The sequence below is a fragment of the Streptomyces sp. NPDC006879 genome (genome assembly GCF_042869595.1).
GTDB lineage: Bacteria > Actinomycetota > Actinomycetes > Streptomycetales > Streptomycetaceae > Streptomyces.
Genome location: NZ_JBIAGC010000032.1, coordinates 54,314 through 68,679, shown reverse-complemented (window position 1 = coordinate 68,679; position 14,366 = coordinate 54,314). Strand labels below are relative to the sequence as shown.

General features: G+C 71.9%; 10 protein-coding genes. 9 read left to right on the top strand and 1 reads right to left on the bottom strand.

The window, feature by feature from the left end; genetic code table 11:
* Nucleotides 1-144 precede the first annotated feature (144 nt).
* The 7 genes from ACFYMC_RS21865 to ACFYMC_RS21835 all read left to right on the top strand — a co-directional run bounded on the left by ACFYMC_RS21865 (nt 145) and on the right by ACFYMC_RS21835 (nt 9,503).
* Nucleotides 145-1,059 (top strand): LysR substrate-binding domain-containing protein, encoded by a 915-nt coding sequence (locus ACFYMC_RS21865; RefSeq protein WP_388527863.1) that lies wholly within the window; start codon nt 145-147, stop codon nt 1,057-1,059.
* Between the two features lie 186 nt (nt 1,060-1,245).
* Nucleotides 1,246-2,424 carry an acyl-CoA dehydrogenase family protein gene (locus tag ACFYMC_RS21860; protein ID WP_388527860.1) on the top strand — a complete coding sequence of 393 codons (1,179 nt, stop codon included), beginning with the start codon at nt 1,246-1,248 and terminating at the stop codon, nt 2,422-2,424.
* A 654-nt stretch (nt 2,425-3,078) separates the two neighbouring features.
* Nucleotides 3,079-3,570: a hypothetical protein gene (locus tag ACFYMC_RS21855; RefSeq protein ID WP_388527857.1), complete on the top strand. Its 492-nt coding sequence runs from the start codon at nt 3,079-3,081 to the stop codon at nt 3,568-3,570.
* Nucleotides 3,571-3,735: 165 nt separating this feature from the next.
* Nucleotides 3,736-4,617, top strand: coding sequence for an oxygenase MpaB family protein (locus tag ACFYMC_RS21850; protein WP_388527888.1), 882 nt, complete (start codon nt 3,736-3,738; stop codon nt 4,615-4,617).
* Nucleotides 4,599-7,016, top strand: coding sequence for a tetratricopeptide repeat protein (locus ACFYMC_RS21845; RefSeq protein ID WP_388527854.1), 2,418 nt, complete (start codon nt 4,599-4,601; stop codon nt 7,014-7,016). Before ACFYMC_RS21850 ends, ACFYMC_RS21845 begins: the two co-directional genes overlap by 19 nt.
* Nucleotides 7,017-7,110: 94 nt before the next feature.
* On the top strand, nt 7,111-8,727 hold the full coding sequence (locus tag ACFYMC_RS21840) for a phytoene desaturase family protein (RefSeq protein ID WP_388527851.1): 1,617 nt from the start codon (nt 7,111-7,113) through the stop codon (nt 8,725-8,727).
* Nucleotides 8,728-8,924: 197 nt separating this feature from the next.
* On the top strand, nt 8,925-9,503 hold the full coding sequence (locus tag ACFYMC_RS21835) for a dihydrofolate reductase family protein (RefSeq protein WP_388527849.1): 579 nt from the start codon (nt 8,925-8,927) through the stop codon (nt 9,501-9,503).
* Here ACFYMC_RS21835 and ACFYMC_RS21830 read toward each other — a convergent pair.
* Entirely contained in the window at nt 9,492-11,423 is a 1,932-nt protein-coding gene (locus ACFYMC_RS21830; RefSeq protein WP_388527847.1) for a serine hydrolase, read from the bottom strand. The two genes, ACFYMC_RS21835 and ACFYMC_RS21830, sit on opposite strands and share 12 nt — an antisense overlap.
* 188 nt (nt 11,424-11,611) lie before the next feature.
* Here ACFYMC_RS21830 and ACFYMC_RS21825 point away from each other — a divergent pair, with 188 nt between their 5' ends.
* Both ACFYMC_RS21825 and ACFYMC_RS21820 read left to right on the top strand, forming a co-directional pair.
* A complete protein-coding gene (locus ACFYMC_RS21825) occupies nt 11,612-12,718 on the top strand; it encodes an NAD(P)H-dependent flavin oxidoreductase (RefSeq protein ID WP_388527844.1) in 1,107 nt (368 codons plus the stop codon).
* A 14-nt stretch (nt 12,719-12,732) separates the two neighbouring features.
* The gene (locus ACFYMC_RS21820) at nt 12,733-14,292 is read left to right on the top strand and encodes an acyl-CoA synthetase (protein ID WP_388527841.1); all 1,560 of its coding nucleotides are present in this window, start codon (nt 12,733-12,735) and stop codon (nt 14,290-14,292) included.
* Nucleotides 14,293-14,366: the final 74 nt, after the last annotated feature.

Here is a 14,366-nt window from a genome sequence, read left to right as displayed (position 1 = left end):
GCCCCCCCCGCCCGCCCCCCCCCCCCCCCCCCCCCCCCCCCCCCCCCCCCCCCCCCCCCCCCCCCCCCCCGCCCCCCCCCCCCCCCCCCCCCCCCCCCCCCCCCCACGTCCTCGCCCTGGCGCCCCGCCTGTCACAATGGTTTCGTGATCGACCCTCGGCGGCTTCGCGTCCTACGGGCCGTGGCGGACCACCGGACGGTGACTGCCGCGGCTGCCGCGCTGTACCTGACGCCCTCAGCCGTATCCCAGCAGCTCGCTGCGCTGGAGCAGGAGACCGGGCACGCGCTCTTGGCCCGTAGCGGGCGGGGCGTCCGGTTGACCGCGGCCGGTGAGATCCTGCTCAGACACACCCACGAGGTGTTGGCCCAACTGGAGCGTGCCGAGGCCGAGCTCGCCGCCCATGCGGGGGGAGCCGCCGGCGAGGTGACCGTGGCGGCCTTCGCCAGCGGTATCGCGGAGGTCTTGGCCCCGGTGATCGCCCGGCTGGCGCTGGATCACCCGGGCATCCGCCTGCGAGTACGGGACGCCGAGGGGGACGAGTCGCTCCCGTTGGTCCTCGACGGAGCAGCCGACGTGGCGCTCGCCGTGGAGTACCGGGGCGCTCCGGGCGCCGACGATCCGCGACTGTCCCGCGTGGCCCTGTACTCCGAGCCGTTCGACGCGGTGCTCCCGGCCTCCCACCCACTGTCGATGGTTCCCTCCGTCGCCCTCGCCGACCTCTCGGACAGCGACTGGATCGGCCCCTACCCGGGTAACCCCTGCCACGACGTGATGGTCCTCGCCTGTGAGCTGGCCGGTTTCCAGCCCCGCCTGGTGCACTCCTCCGATGATTTCCGCGCCGTCGTCGCCCTCGCCGGCGGGGGTGCCGGAGTCGCGCTGGTACCCCGTTCCGCGTTGCGTGGCATGGCACTCAAGGACACCGTGGTGCGGCCGGTGGCCGGCCAACCCCCCACCCGCCGGGTGTTCGCCGCGGTCCGCAGGGGGTCCGTAGGGCACCCCTTGCTCCGCCCGGTCCTGGAGGCCCTGCAACGCGAGGCCGCCGGGCTGTCCACCGACTGACCTCCACGGGCCCGGAGCGTGCGGGGGCCTGCCCCGCGGGCGGCCTCGTGATGTGCCCGACCATCATGGGCGTCCCCGTGGTTCCGCGACCCTTCCAGATTCCTGCAACGGGTTCTACTGTGTGCGCCTCGCGCCGGCAGGCACCGCGCACCGGAGCGGAAACGCGATGCGAACCCAGGAGGCGCCGTGCACCTCGACTACACGCCCGAACAGCAGCGACTACGCACCCAACTGCGCACCTACTTCGCCGATCTGGTACCGCAGGACGCGCATGTGCGCTACCAGGACGCCCGGGAGCAGAAGCGCTTCTACCGCGAGACGATCCGCCGGCTCGGCGGCGACGGCTGGCTCGGCGTCGGTTGGCCCACCGAGTACGGCGGACGCGGCCTCACCCCCATGGAACAGTTCGTCTTCTTCGACGAGGCAGCCCAGGCCGGGGTGCCGCTGCCGCTGATGGCGCTCAACACCGTGGGCCCGACCCTCATGCAGTACGGCACCGAGGAGCAGAAGGCGTACTTCCTACCGAAGATCCTCAGCGGGGAGATCGACTTCGCCATCGGCTACAGCGAGCCGGGTGCCGGTACCGACCTCGCGGCGCTGCGTACCAGGGCGGTGCGCAGCGGCGAGGAGTACGTCGTCAACGGGCAGAAGATCTGGACCACCAACGGCGACACCGCGGACTGGGTCTGGCTCGCGGTGCGCACCGATCCGCAGGCCCCACCGCATCACGGCATCACCATGCTCCTGGTCCCGACCACCGCCCCCGGGTACAGCTGCACCCTGATCAACACCCTCGCCTCGCACGACACCACCGCCAGCTACTACGAGGACGTCAGGGTGCCGGTCACGCACCGGGTCGGCGAGGAGAACAAGGGCTGGCGTCTGATCACCAACCAGCTCAACCATGAGCGGGTCACGCTCGCGGCCCACGGCACCATGGCCATCCGGGCGCTGCACGATGTCCAACGCTGGTCGGCATCAACCCTGTTGAGTGATGGCCGCCGCATCGTCGACCTCGGGTGGGTCCGCGCCCGGCTGGCCCGCACCCACGCACGACTTGACGCGATGAAGCTGCTCAACTGGCAGATGGTCAACGCCGTCCAGCACGGGTCCTTGACCCCGCAGGACGCGTCCGCAGCCAAGGTCTACGGTTCGGAGGCCCGCCGTGAGGCGTACGCCTGGCTGATGGAAGTCCTCGCCGCGGCAGGCCCGCTGAAGGAGGGGTCGGCCGGCGCGGTGCTGCGCGGGGAGCTGGAACGCGGCTACCGCAGTGCGGTCATCTTCACCTTCGGCGGAGGCAACAACGAGATCCAACGCGAGATCATCTCCTGGTTGGGTCTGGCGATGCCGCGGGTCCGCCGTTGACGCCGTTTGTGACGAGGCCTTCTCGTTGGCATGGAACGGTGCGCTTGGCCTGACGCGCGGCGGACGGGCCCGTGCGCCGCGCGTCAGGCCCGCGTCGAGGGCCCGGGGCGGGCACGGCGGGCCGGTGGTGCCCGGTGCCGTCCCGGGGCGTGCGGCGAGGGCAGGGCGGGGGCATCGAAGATGATCTGCTGCCTGGTCGGCGTGACGACCCGGTCGGGGCCCTGGCCAGTCAACATCAAGTACCGCCGGGCATTCGTCCCCCCGTGGCTCCAGCCACGGGGCCGTGAGCAGTTGGCGGGACCGTCGCTGGTCCGCACCGCGTCCGGGACAGGGCCCCGCGGGGCCCACGCCGTTGTCGCACCAGCTTCCGCTTCGGCGCCTGGTGCCCGGCAGACGGATACCCCCAGCGCCCTCGGACCCGGCAGTGGCTCCCGTTACAAGGCCCGCGCAAGCAGGCCGGCAGTCGCTGGCCAAAACCAAGCCCTGCCGGCGCGCACCCCGACGAGAGCCAGCCCGATTCCTTCCGCTTGACGTACTGGCCCACCCCGGGCGGAAGGGAACCGGCCAGTTCCGGCCGCCTGCGCGCAGGCCCGGGAACCCACGGGACACCCCGGCCGTCCCAGTGGCACCTCGTTCGCCGACGGAAGGCTCCCCATGCACGCGAATGCCGTCCTGCGCCAGCTACGCCCGGTCGCCTCGTTCGCTCTGCTCGCCGCGCTCGCGCTCACCGGCTGCACGGCTGCCGCCCAGTCGATGGAGGCATCCGACGCGCTCCTGCTGGGCCCCGCCACCACGGCCACCGTCACTGCCACGACCGCGGACGACGACCTGCCCGCCCCCACCGTCCCCGACCCCGACGCTTTGCGCACCGGGCCGCCCGAGGCGACGATCGGCCGCTGGTACCCGTACGACCTCCCCACCCACTGCGGGATCGGTAACCTGGAGTTCTCCGGGCGGTGGTGGCGACTCAGCCAAATCCGTACCGGACTGGCCGCCGGGGTGGACGGCCCGCGGATCGAGTGGGGCGACCCCCGCACGCCGGGATACATCAGGTTGGAGTCCGACCGGGTCGCCGTCTTCGAAACGGCCGGTCAGCCGCCGCTGGTCTTCGAGCCCGTCGAGGCGCCCACGTACCGGTGCCGCTGACCTGCGGCCCCAGCGACCTTGCCGGGGCCGCGAGTGGGCCCGGCAGCCCTCGGGATCACGACACCGTAACCCCGAAGCACATGAGGGGGCATCGCGTTGAACGGCAACCAACCGGCCACCAGCGGCGATCCGGGGCTCTTCGGGCCGGGATCGGTCACCTGGCAGATGCACAGCGACCCGATGATGTGGATCGCAGGCATCCGCGCCCTCTACCTCCAAGCCCTGCACCCCCGGGCCCTGCGCGGGGTGATGGCCAACTCCGACTTCGAACGGGACGCCTGGGGACGCCTCCTGCGCACCGCTGACTTCGTGGGCACCATCACCTACGGCACCACCGGCGCCGCCGAGAAGGCCGGCGCGAGGGTCCGCGGGATCCACCGGCGACTGCACGCCACCGACCCGGCCACCGGCACCCGGTACCGGATCGACGAGCCGGAACTGCTGCTCTGGGTGCACTGTGCGGAGATCGACTCCTACCTCGACGTGCTGCGCCGCTCCGGCTACCCGCTCACCGACGCCCAAGCCGACCGCTACGTCGCCGAGCAGCGCACCGCGGCCCGGCTGGTCGGCCTCGACCCCCGGACAGTACCCGCCAGCACCGCGGAGCTCACGGCCTACTTCGAGCACGTCCTCCCCGTCCTCGTCGCGGGCCCGGACACCCGGGCCGTGGACGCCTTCCTGCGCCGGCCGCCGGTCCCGTTCCCGCTCGGAGCGGTCCGCGCCGTGGGCTGGCGGCCCGTCGCCTCCTTGGCGTACGGTGCACTGCCCGCATACGCCCGGCGGCTGTACGGTACATCCGCACCAGCTGCAGCCACCGTGACGCGGCGTCTGCGGCGCACCGGGCTCCTGCTGCGCCTCATTCCCGCCCGACTGCGCTGGCGCCTTCCGCCCCGCCACATCCTGCGGGCGATGGACCGGCTCGGACCGGGGAGCCGTCCCCGCCCGTACCCTGCGCAAGCCCAGGCGGCCATACTGGACGGGCCGGGGAGGCCAGCACGACAGCACCACGACGGGGGCGGCATTACCAGATGGCGGAAACCAGGCTGATCCAGGGCCGGTACCGACTGCTCGACCTGATCGGGCGCGGCGGTATGGGCGAGGTGTGGCGTGCGCGCGACGAGTCGCTCGGCCGCCAGGTCGCCGTCAAATGCCTCAAGCCGCTCGGCCAGCAGCGCGACGACGGCTTCACCGAAGTGCTCCGCGAGCGCTTCCGCCGCGAAGCGCGGGTAGCAGCTGCCCTCCAGCACCGCGGAGTGACCGTCGTGCACGACTTCGGTGAGGACCCGGACGCCGGCGGCGTCCTCTACCTGGTCATGGAGCTGCTTGAGGGCCGTAACCTCAGTCAGTTGCTGGAGGACAACGGCGGCCGGCCCCTGCCGGTCGCCGAAGTCGTGGACATCGCCGACCAGGTGGCCGCCGCCCTCGCATACACCCACGAGCAGGGCATCGTCCACCGCGATCTGAAGCCCGCGAACATCATGCGGCTCACCGACGGCACGGTGAAGATCTGCGACTTCGGAATCGCCCGGCTCGCCCACGACATCGGCTTCACCGCGAAGCTCACCGGTGGATCGATCGCCATGGGCACTCCGCACTACATGTCGCCCGAGCAGATCGCCGGTTCCGAGGTCGACCACCGCAGCGACCTGTACTCGCTCGGGTGCGTGCTCTACGAGATCGCGACCGGTGCCCCGCCCTTCGATCTGGAAGACTCGTGGTCAGTGCTGGTCGGGCACCGTGACACCGCTCCCCGGCCGCCCCGCGAGCACCGGCTTGAACTGCCGGCGTACTTCGACACCCTCGTACTGGACCTCCTCGGCAAGACTCCGCAGGCGCGGCCCACCGATGCCTGGGTGCTCTGCGGAGCCATCGCCGCATCCCGGGGCGCGGCGATGGCCTGGGATCCCGCCGGGGGCGTGCTGGTGCCACGGCTGCCCGGTTGGGCGGCGGCCATAGGACCGGGACGCCCCGCCCGTAGTCCCCGCTCAGAGGCAGCAGACCGCGCCGCCATCTTGACGACGCCCTGGGCCGGCACCGATCCCGGACCGGGCTCAGCCCCACCGCAAGCGCCTCCCACCCGGTGGCCGATCGCCGGCACCGGGGAAGGCGTCAGCGCCCCCGGGTCCCCCCGCTCCCCGAGACCGGCGCCCTCCGGGGAGGTCCCCGTCCCGGACACCGAGGCCTGCGAGCCGCCCGGGACCTGGCCGGTGCCCGAGACCACCCGGCGCATCGGGCGGGTGCGCCGCGCACCCGCCAGCGCGCTGCCCGACCCCAGGGTGAGCCGACTCGACGACACCGGGCTCCACCTCAGCCCCGAAGAGGCCGCAATCGGCCTCGCACGCGCCGGACGCTGGGAAGAGGCTGCCGAAGCCCACCGGGCTGTCAGCGCCGAGCGTGCCGACGCCCTCGGTGCTGATCACCCGGACACCCTCGGCGCTCGCCACGAGTACGCCCATACGTTGGCCAAGACCGGCCGGGTCGCCGACGCGCTCGCTGAGTACGAGGAGGTCGCCGCGGCACGCGAGCGCACCATCGGGCCCCTGCATCCCGACAGCCTCGCCGCCCGCCAGGAGATCGCCTACCTGCTGGGGCAGCTGGGACGCCACCAGGAGGCACACGAGGGTTACCGGGCGGTGCTCGCCGCCCGCATCCGCACCCTGGGACCCGACCACGCCGACACCCTCCGCTGCCGCCACAACCTCGCGGTGACCCTCTCCCGGCTCGGACGGGTCGAGGAGTCCTTGCACGCCGTCCGCGAGGCGTCCGAGGCCCGGGCCCGTACCCTGGGCGACCGCCACCCGGACACCCTCGCCAGTCGCTATGAGGCCGCATACGCCCTCGGGCTCCTGGGACGCTGGGCCGAAGCTCTGACGGCCTACCAGCAGGTGGCTTCCGGCCGCGCCCGCGCGTTGGGCCGGGACCACCCGGAAACCCTGGCGGCCCGCTACGAGGTGGGGATCAGCCTGGGCCGGTTGGGTCGCAGCGCCGAAGCCCTCGACCATTACCGGGCGTTGGTCCGCGACCGCACCCGCGCCTACGGTGCCGGGGACCCGGAGACCCTGCGTGCCCGGCACGGGCTGGGAGTCAACCTCGGCCGACTGGGCCGGTGGCAGGAAGCGCTGGGCGAGGCCCGTGAGGTCGCCGCCCTACGCGAGCGGGTGCTGGGGCCGGACCACGCCGACACCCTGATCAGCCGTCGCGAGGTCGCGGTCGGCCTCGGGTCGCTCGGCCGATGGACCGAGGCCCTGGCCGCCTACCGGCAGATCGCCGCCGCCCGTGAGCGTGCCCTGGGCTCGGAGCACCCCGACACCCTCGCCGGGCTCGGCGACGAGGCCCACTGCCTCGAACGGCTCGGGCGCGCCGAGGAAGCGGCGGCGCTCTACGGCCGGGTTGCCGCCCAGCGGGCCGCCGCGCCCCGCGGATGCCCCGCCAACCAGGGCGCCTGAGCCACTGCGGCCGACCCGGCGCCGGGGGCCCGGGCGGGTACCGGCGATGGTTCGCCCTCTGGTGGCCGGGTCGAGGGCCGTGTTAACAAGGGCCATGACCGCACCCGAAGCCGACGGCCCCGCTCCGTCCGCCGCGCCCACCCGCGGTACCTACGACGCCGTGATCGTCGGCGGCGGGCACAACGGGCTGGTCGCCGCCGCCTACCTGGCCCGGGCGGGCCGCTCGGTACTCGTACTCGAACGCCTGCCCCACACCGGGGGAGCGGCCGTCTCGGCCCGACCCTTCCATGGCGTGGACGCCCGTCTCTCACGCTACTCGTACCTGGTATCGCTCCTACCCCGGAAGATCGTGCGGGAGCTGGGGCTACGGTTCACGGTGCGCCGCCGCACCATCTCCTCCTACACGCCCACCGTGCGTGGTGGGCGCCCCACCGGCCTGCTCATCGGCGGGGGCGAGGACCGTACGAGGTCCTCCTTCGCGTCGCTCACCGGCTCCACCCGCGAGTACGAGCAGTGGGCCGAGTTCTACGCCCTCACCCGGCGCGTCGCCGAGCGGGTCTTCCCCACCCTGACCGAACCCCTGCCCAGCCGCCACGAGCTGCGTCGACGCATCGACGATGAGTCGGCCTGGCGGATGCTCTTCGAGGAACCGCTCGGGCGTGCGGTCGAGGAACGCTTCGCCGACGACATCGTCCGCGGAGTGGTGCTCACGGACGCCCTCATCGGGACCTTCACCCACGCGCACGATCCGTCGCTGCTCCAGAACCGCTGCTTTCTGTACCACGTCATCGGTAACGGCACGGGGGACTGGGACGTGCCCGTCCACGGCATGGGCGCCCTCACCGACGCCCTCGCGGACGCGGCCCGCACCGCAGGGGCGGAACTCCTGACCGGACACGAGGCGCTCACGGTGCACACCGACGGCAAGGCCGCCGAGGTGCACTTCCGCAGCGGCGGAGGTGAGGGCGTCGTCGGCGCCCGCCAGGTACTCGTCGGGGCTTCCCCGCAGGCCCTGGCCGCCCTCCTCGGCGAGGCGGCTCAGCCAGCAGCCGAGGGTGCCCAGCTGAAGGTCAACATGTTGTTGCGCCGGCTACCTCGGCTACGCGACCGCACCGTCGACCCGCGGGAGGCCTTCGCCGGCACCTTCCACATCGCCGAGGGATACGGGGCGCTGGCGCGCGCGTACGAGGAAGCGGCCGGCGGGGCGCTGCCCACAGCCCCTCCGTCGGAGATCTACTGCCACTCGCTGACCGACGCGTCCATCCTCGGCCCGGACCTCGCCGCACAGGGCTTCCACACCCTGACCCTCTTCGGCCTGCACGCGCCCGCCCGACTCTTCGAGAAGGACAACGCCGCCGTTCGCGACCGACTGCTCGCCGCGACCTTGGAGCAGCTCGACGCACACCTCGACGAGCCGCTCGCGGAGTGTCTGGCCCTGGACGCCGATGGGCGTCCCTGCATCGAGGCCAGGAGCCCCATCGACCTGGAGGAGGAGCTGGGGCTGCCGGGAGGGCACATCTTCCACCGCGACCTGTCCTTCCCCTTCCAGCCAGATGAGCCGCCGGTCGCGTCGGGCCGGGATGCCTGGGGGGTGGGCACCGCGCATCACAACGTGCTGCTCTGCGGGGCCGGTGCGATGCGTGGTGGTGGGGTCAGCGGGATCCCGGGGCACAACGCGGCGATGGCCGCCTTGGAGCGAGTACCCCTCTGATCCGAGGCGGCGGCTCGGGGAGGAGGGCGCGGCGCGCCGAGTCGCCCCGCCTTCCATGCAGGCTGCGGGAGTCCGGGGAGGATGGGCCGGGCCGACCCGGGTGCGACGGTACGGGGCATGTCCCACTGAGCCGCCCGAGGTCGTCGGGTGTTCGCCACCCGCGGTACCGGGCTGCTAGGGGAGACGGAGAACTGACGGTGCGAAAGATCATCTTGATGATGTCGATCTCCCTCGACGGGTACATCGAGGGGCCTGGCCACGACATCGGCTGGCACCAGGTCGACGATGACCTCCACCGTCATTTCAACGAGCAGCTCGCGGCGATGGGGGGCTTCCTCAGTGGGCGCCGCACCCATGAGTTGATGGCTTCCTTCTGGCCGACGGCCGACGGTGATCCGGCGAGCTCAGCCCCCATGGTGGAGTTCGCCCGCATCTGGCGGGACAAGCCCAAGGTGGTCTACTCGCGGACCCTGCGGCGGGCCGACTGGAACACCACCGTCGCGCACGCGGTGGAACCAGACGAGGTCAGGGCGCTCGCCCAGCGCAGCAGCGGCGATCTGACCTTGAGCGGAGCCGAGTTGGCGACATCCTTCGGCCGACTGGACCTGATCGACGAGTACCGCCTCTACGTCCACCCCGTCCTTCTGGGAAGGGGCTCGCCGCTCTTCTCGTCCACTGCCGAGCGCAGACCACTGCGACTGGTGGAGTCACGTGCCTTCGGCAACGGCGTCGTGCTGATGCGGCACGAGGTCCTGCGGGGCGCGTCAGTCGGGTGAGCGGCTCCAGCCGCGGCTTGTGGGGGCCGATGCGTCCGTGTACGGGGAGTCCTCGAAGACTGTGCGCGGGCCGTCGATGACGCTCAGGGCGTCGAGGTACGCCCCGCGCCCCACGTAGCGACCCCGGTAGGTGTACCGCCAGCGCAGCCGGACCGGGAGTCCTCGCCAGTGGCCCAGAGCTGCCGTAGCCCGGTGCCAACCGCGTCCGGACCAGCCCTCCACCTGCCCGTCGGGGTGTGGCACGGGCGGCGACGGCGGCTGGTGGGCGAGGGCCACGGTGGTGAATGCCAGTGGGCTCCACGGTCCGTCCTCCACGTGGGCTCGGTGGGTAAGGGAGTCCTCGCCGTGCACTGCGTCGCCGCTCTTGCGGGCAACGGACGCCTCCAGGGTCACCGTGCCGGCGCCGGGCACGGTGTCCCACCACAGCAGGCAGCTCAAGGCGGCGTTCTCGGTGGGTGGCGTCAGCACCGGCAGGGTCAAGGTCCCCTCGGACTCCGGGGCCATCCCGGAGAACCAGGCTGTGCCGCCGAGCGGGGAGCGTACGGGGACGGCCCGGGCCACCAGGTTGGCACAGGCGACCCTGGGCGCGCTGCCGGCCCGCCAGGTCCGCACCGGGTGGACCGAATTGCCGAGCAGGATCAGGAACGTGTCGGTTGAGGGGTCGAGGACCAGGGAAGTGCCGGTGAACCCGGTGTGCCCCGCGGAGCGCGGGGTGGCCATCGCGCCCATGTACCAGTGCTGGTTCAGTTCGAAGCCGAGGCCGTGGTCATCGCCGGGGAAGGCGGTGTTGAAGTCGGTGAAGAGGAGTTCGACGGAGGCCGGGGACAGGATGCGGGCCCGAGGGTGGTGGCCGCCGTCGAGGAGGGTTCGGGCCAGTACCGCGAGGTCCCACGCGGTGCCGAAGAGGCCCGCGTGACCGGCGACTCCACCGAGGGCGTGCGCGTTCTCGTCGTGCACCCGGCCCCAGACCAAGCCGCGGTCGAGAGCTGACCAGGGGGGACGAGCCACCTCGGTGGCGGCGATGCGGGGACGCCAGGAGGGCGGAGGGTTGAAGCGTGTGTGGCGCATCCCAAGCGGAGCGGTGATCTCCTCGTGGAGCAGCGTCTCCAGGGGGCGTGCAGTAACCCGCTCCAAGAGCAGCTGTAGCGCTATCAGGTTGATGTCGGAGTAGCGGTAGACAGTCCCCGGCGCGTTCTGGGGGCGCACATTGCACAGGAGCTTCAACTGCCGCGCCCGGCTCTCCTCTCGGTACAGCGGCACCCAGGCTCGCAGGCCCGTGGTGTGCGTGAGGAGCTGGCGTACGGTGATCCCGTCTCTGCCGCCACCGGCGAACTCGGGCAGGTGTCGCACGGCCGGAGCCTCCAACTCCAGGGTGCCGCGTTCGATCTGCTGGACGGTGAGCAGTGCGGTGAACAGCTTGGTCAGCGAGGCGAGGTCGAAAACCGTATCCCTGGTCACCGAGATCCGTTGGTCCGCTGGGAGCTCCAGCCCCGTGTTGGTCGACTCCTCGTAGTCCGCGTACCGCACGGCTTCGCCCAAGGCGTGGTGCAGCGCGACCGTACGCCCACGACCGGCCAGAATCACCGCCCCCGCGTACCAGGGGTGCACCGGCGAGGGACCGAGGAACTGCGTGGCCTGCGCTGCCGCGGCCTGAAGAGGTGCTTCCAGCAGCCCGGCTTCCACCGCGCTCCCGTACCGCAGCTCCTCTGGAGCTGCGTTACGACCTCCACGGGTGGCCGCCCGTGCCGAGGTGTTCAGGGCGAGGGTTGCGCCCAGTGCGAGGATCCCAGCGGCGAGCCGTCGCCGGCTCACCGGCGTTCGGGGGTTCGCTGTGGGGGTGCGGGGCGGGTGCGGGCCTTCGCCCTCGTGGTCGCCGCGGCGGTGGGGCCCGTCGGCGCCCGCGGTGTGTTCTTCGTCCATGACCGGCCTTCCCTGTTTCACCGCGGTGTCCGTGGATGGCGCCCAGTATGGCGCTGCGCGCCGGTTCCACACCTCGCGCGCCGTGCGCGCTGAAGGGTCAATCCCCCTTGTGCCCTACCGGTAAAGAAACTGACGTAGCATCAGAAATACTCTTCCCTCAGCCGTCGGGCTGGGGCATCCTGCCGCCCATGAGGACCGAGCTGAGCAGCAGACTGGGCATCGAGCACGCACTCTTCGGCTTCACGCCCTTCCCGGCCGTGGCGGCGGCCATCACCCGCGCCGGCGGCTTGGGCGTGCTCGGCGCCGTCCGCTACACGGCGCCCGAAGCGCTCGCCCGGGACCTCGACTGGATGCAGTCCCACACCGACGGACTGCCCTTCGGGCTGGACGTGGTCATGCCTGCCAAGAAGGCTGTGGACGGGGTCGGTGAGGCAGAGATCGAGGCCATGATCCCCGCCGCCCACCGGGACTTCGTCCAGCGGACCCTGGCTGCGCACCAGGTACCCGAACTCGCCGAGGGCGAGCCTTCCGGCTGGCGGATCACCGGCTGGATGGAGGAGGTCGCCCGCGGCCAACTCGACGTGGCCTTCGACTACCCCATCAGGTTGCTGGCCAACGCCCTGGGCTCGCCGCCGGCCGATGTCATCCGGCGCGCCCATGACCACGGTGTGCTGGTCGCAGCCCTTGCCGGCAGTGCCACCCACGCACGCCGTCATGCCCAGGCCGGCATCGACATCGTCGTAGCCCAGGGATACGAGGCAGGTGGGCACACCGGAGACATCGCCTCCATGGTGCTCACTCCGGAGGTCGTGGAGGCGGTCGCCCCGCTTCCGGTCCTCGCAGCCGGTGGCATCGGGAGCGGAGCACAGATCGCCGCCGGGCTCGCGCTCGGAGCCCAGGGCGTGTGGCTCGGATCGCTCTGGCTCACCACGACGGAAGCCGAACTGCACTCCCGGGCCCTCACCGCCAAGCTGCTCGCCGCCGGGTCCGGGGACACCGTCCGTTCGCGGGCGCTGACCGGGAAGCCGGCCCGGCAACTGCGCACCGCGTGGACCGAAGCCTGGGAGGGGCCGGACAGTCCCGGCACGCTTCCCATGCCACTTCAGGGCCTGCTGGTCGCCGAGGCGGTGTCCCGCATCCAGAAGTACGAGGTGGAGCCGTTGCTCGGTACCCCGGTAGGTCAGATTGTGGGCCGGATGAACTCGGAGCGCAGTGTCCAGGTCGTCGTCGACGAACTCACCCGGGGGTTCGAGGCCACCGTAGAGCGCATCAACCGCATAGCCGGACGAGACTGAGGAGCCCCGCAGCCATGTCAGTCACCGCACAGCCGCCGAACGGCTTCTGGGCCCAGGCCGAGGCGGCCCCGGACCGCACCATCCTCTTCCCGCCCGAGGGCCAGCCGTGGACGGCCGGCCGTCTGCACGGCGCGGCGAACCAGCTCGTCCACTGTCTACGCGCCGCCGGCCTGCAACGCGGGGACGCTTTCGCCGTGGTCCTGCCCAACGGGGTCGAGCTCCTCACCGCCTACCTCGCCGCCGCACAAGCGGGCCTCTACCTGGTCCCCGTCAACCACCACCTGGTGGGCCCGGAGATCGCCTGGATCGTCGCCGACTCCGGCGCCAAGGTGCTCATCGCGCACGAGCGCTTCGCCCGGACCGCCGTGGAGGCGGCCGAGGGGGCGGGGCTGCCGGTGGGGCGTTGCTTCGCCGTCGGTGGCATCTGCGGGTTCCGGCCGTACGGCGGGCTTGTTCAGGGGCAGCCGACGGCGCAGCCGGTGGACCGCACCCTGGGCTGGGTCATGAACTACACATCCGGAACGACCGGCCGCCCGCGTGGGATTCGCAGGCCGCTGCCCGGCCGGCTGCCCGAGGAAACCTCCCTCGGTGGTTTCCTAGGGATCTTCGGCATCCGGCCCTTCGACGGCAACGTCCACCTCGTCTGCTCGCCGCTCTACCACACCGCCGTGCTCCAGTTCGCCGCCGCCGCCCTGCATATCGGCCATCCCCTGGTGCTGATGGACAAATGGACCCCCGAGGACATGCTGCGCCTGATCGAGGAGCATCGGGTCACGCACACCCACATGGTGCCCACGCAGTTCCATCGACTCCTCGCGCTCCCCGCCCAGGTGCGGGACCGCTACGACGTGAGTTCCCTACGGCACGCCATCCACGGCGCCGCCCCCTGTCCCGACCACATCAAACGCGCCATGATCGACTGGTGGGGCCCGTGCGTCGAGGAGTACTACGCGGCCAGCGAGGGCGGTGGCGCCTTCGCCACGGCCGCGGACTGGCTGAAGAAGCCCGGCACGGTAGGCCGGGCTTGGCCGATCAGCGAGCTCGCCATCTTCGACGAATCGGGTGAGGCCCTCCCCCCGGGCGAACTCGGCACCGTCTACATGAAGATGAACGCCGGGGGCTTCAGCTACCACAAGGATCAGCACAAGACCCGCAGCAACCGCATCGGGGACTTCTTCACCGTGGGTGACCTGGGGATCCTCGACGAAGAGGGGTACCTCTTCCTGCGTGACCGGAAGATCGACATGATCATTTCAGGCGGAGTCAACATCTACCCCGCCGAAATCGAGGCCGCTCTACTGACTCATCCTGCCGTTGCCGACGCCGCCGCTTTCGGGGTCCCGCACCCGGACTGGGGGGAGGAGGTCAAAGCCGTGGTGGAGCCCGCCGAGGGGCAGCAGCCCGGGGAGGACCTGGCGGCTGAGATCCTGGCCCACTGCGCGACCCGGCTCGCCGGGTACAAGCGGCCCAAGTCCGTGGACTTCGTCTCGGCGATGCCCAGGGACCCCAACGGAAAGCTCTACAAGCGGCACTTGCGCGAGCCCTACTGGCGTGGGCGCGAGCGCCGCATCTGAGCGGGCCGGGCTTCGCCCGGGTCGTGGCCGAACCCCCGGTGAGGGGCTTTGGGAGCCGCCCAGAGAGCGCGGCC

Bases quoted from the DNA above. Each gene is read 5' to 3' on its own strand.
- ACFYMC_RS21850 (WP_388527888.1), top strand. From the start codon at position 3,736: ATGCACAGCGACCCGATGATGTGGATCGCAGGCATCCGCGCCCTCTAC.
- ACFYMC_RS21820 (WP_388527841.1), top strand. From the start codon at position 12,733: ATGTCAGTCACCGCACAGCCGCCGAACGGCTTCTGGGCCCAGGCCGAG.
- ACFYMC_RS21825 (WP_388527844.1), top strand. From the start codon at position 11,612: ATGAGGACCGAGCTGAGCAGCAGACTGGGCATCGAGCACGCACTCTTC.
- ACFYMC_RS21845 (WP_388527854.1), top strand. From the start codon at position 4,599: ATGGCGGAAACCAGGCTGATCCAGGGCCGGTACCGACTGCTCGACCTG.
- ACFYMC_RS21840 (WP_388527851.1), top strand. From the start codon at position 7,111: ATGACCGCACCCGAAGCCGACGGCCCCGCTCCGTCCGCCGCGCCCACC.
- ACFYMC_RS21855 (WP_388527857.1), top strand. From the start codon at position 3,079: ATGCACGCGAATGCCGTCCTGCGCCAGCTACGCCCGGTCGCCTCGTTC.
- ACFYMC_RS21830 (WP_388527847.1), bottom strand. From the start codon at position 11,423: ATGGACGAAGAACACACCGCGGGCGCCGACGGGCCCCACCGCCGCGGC.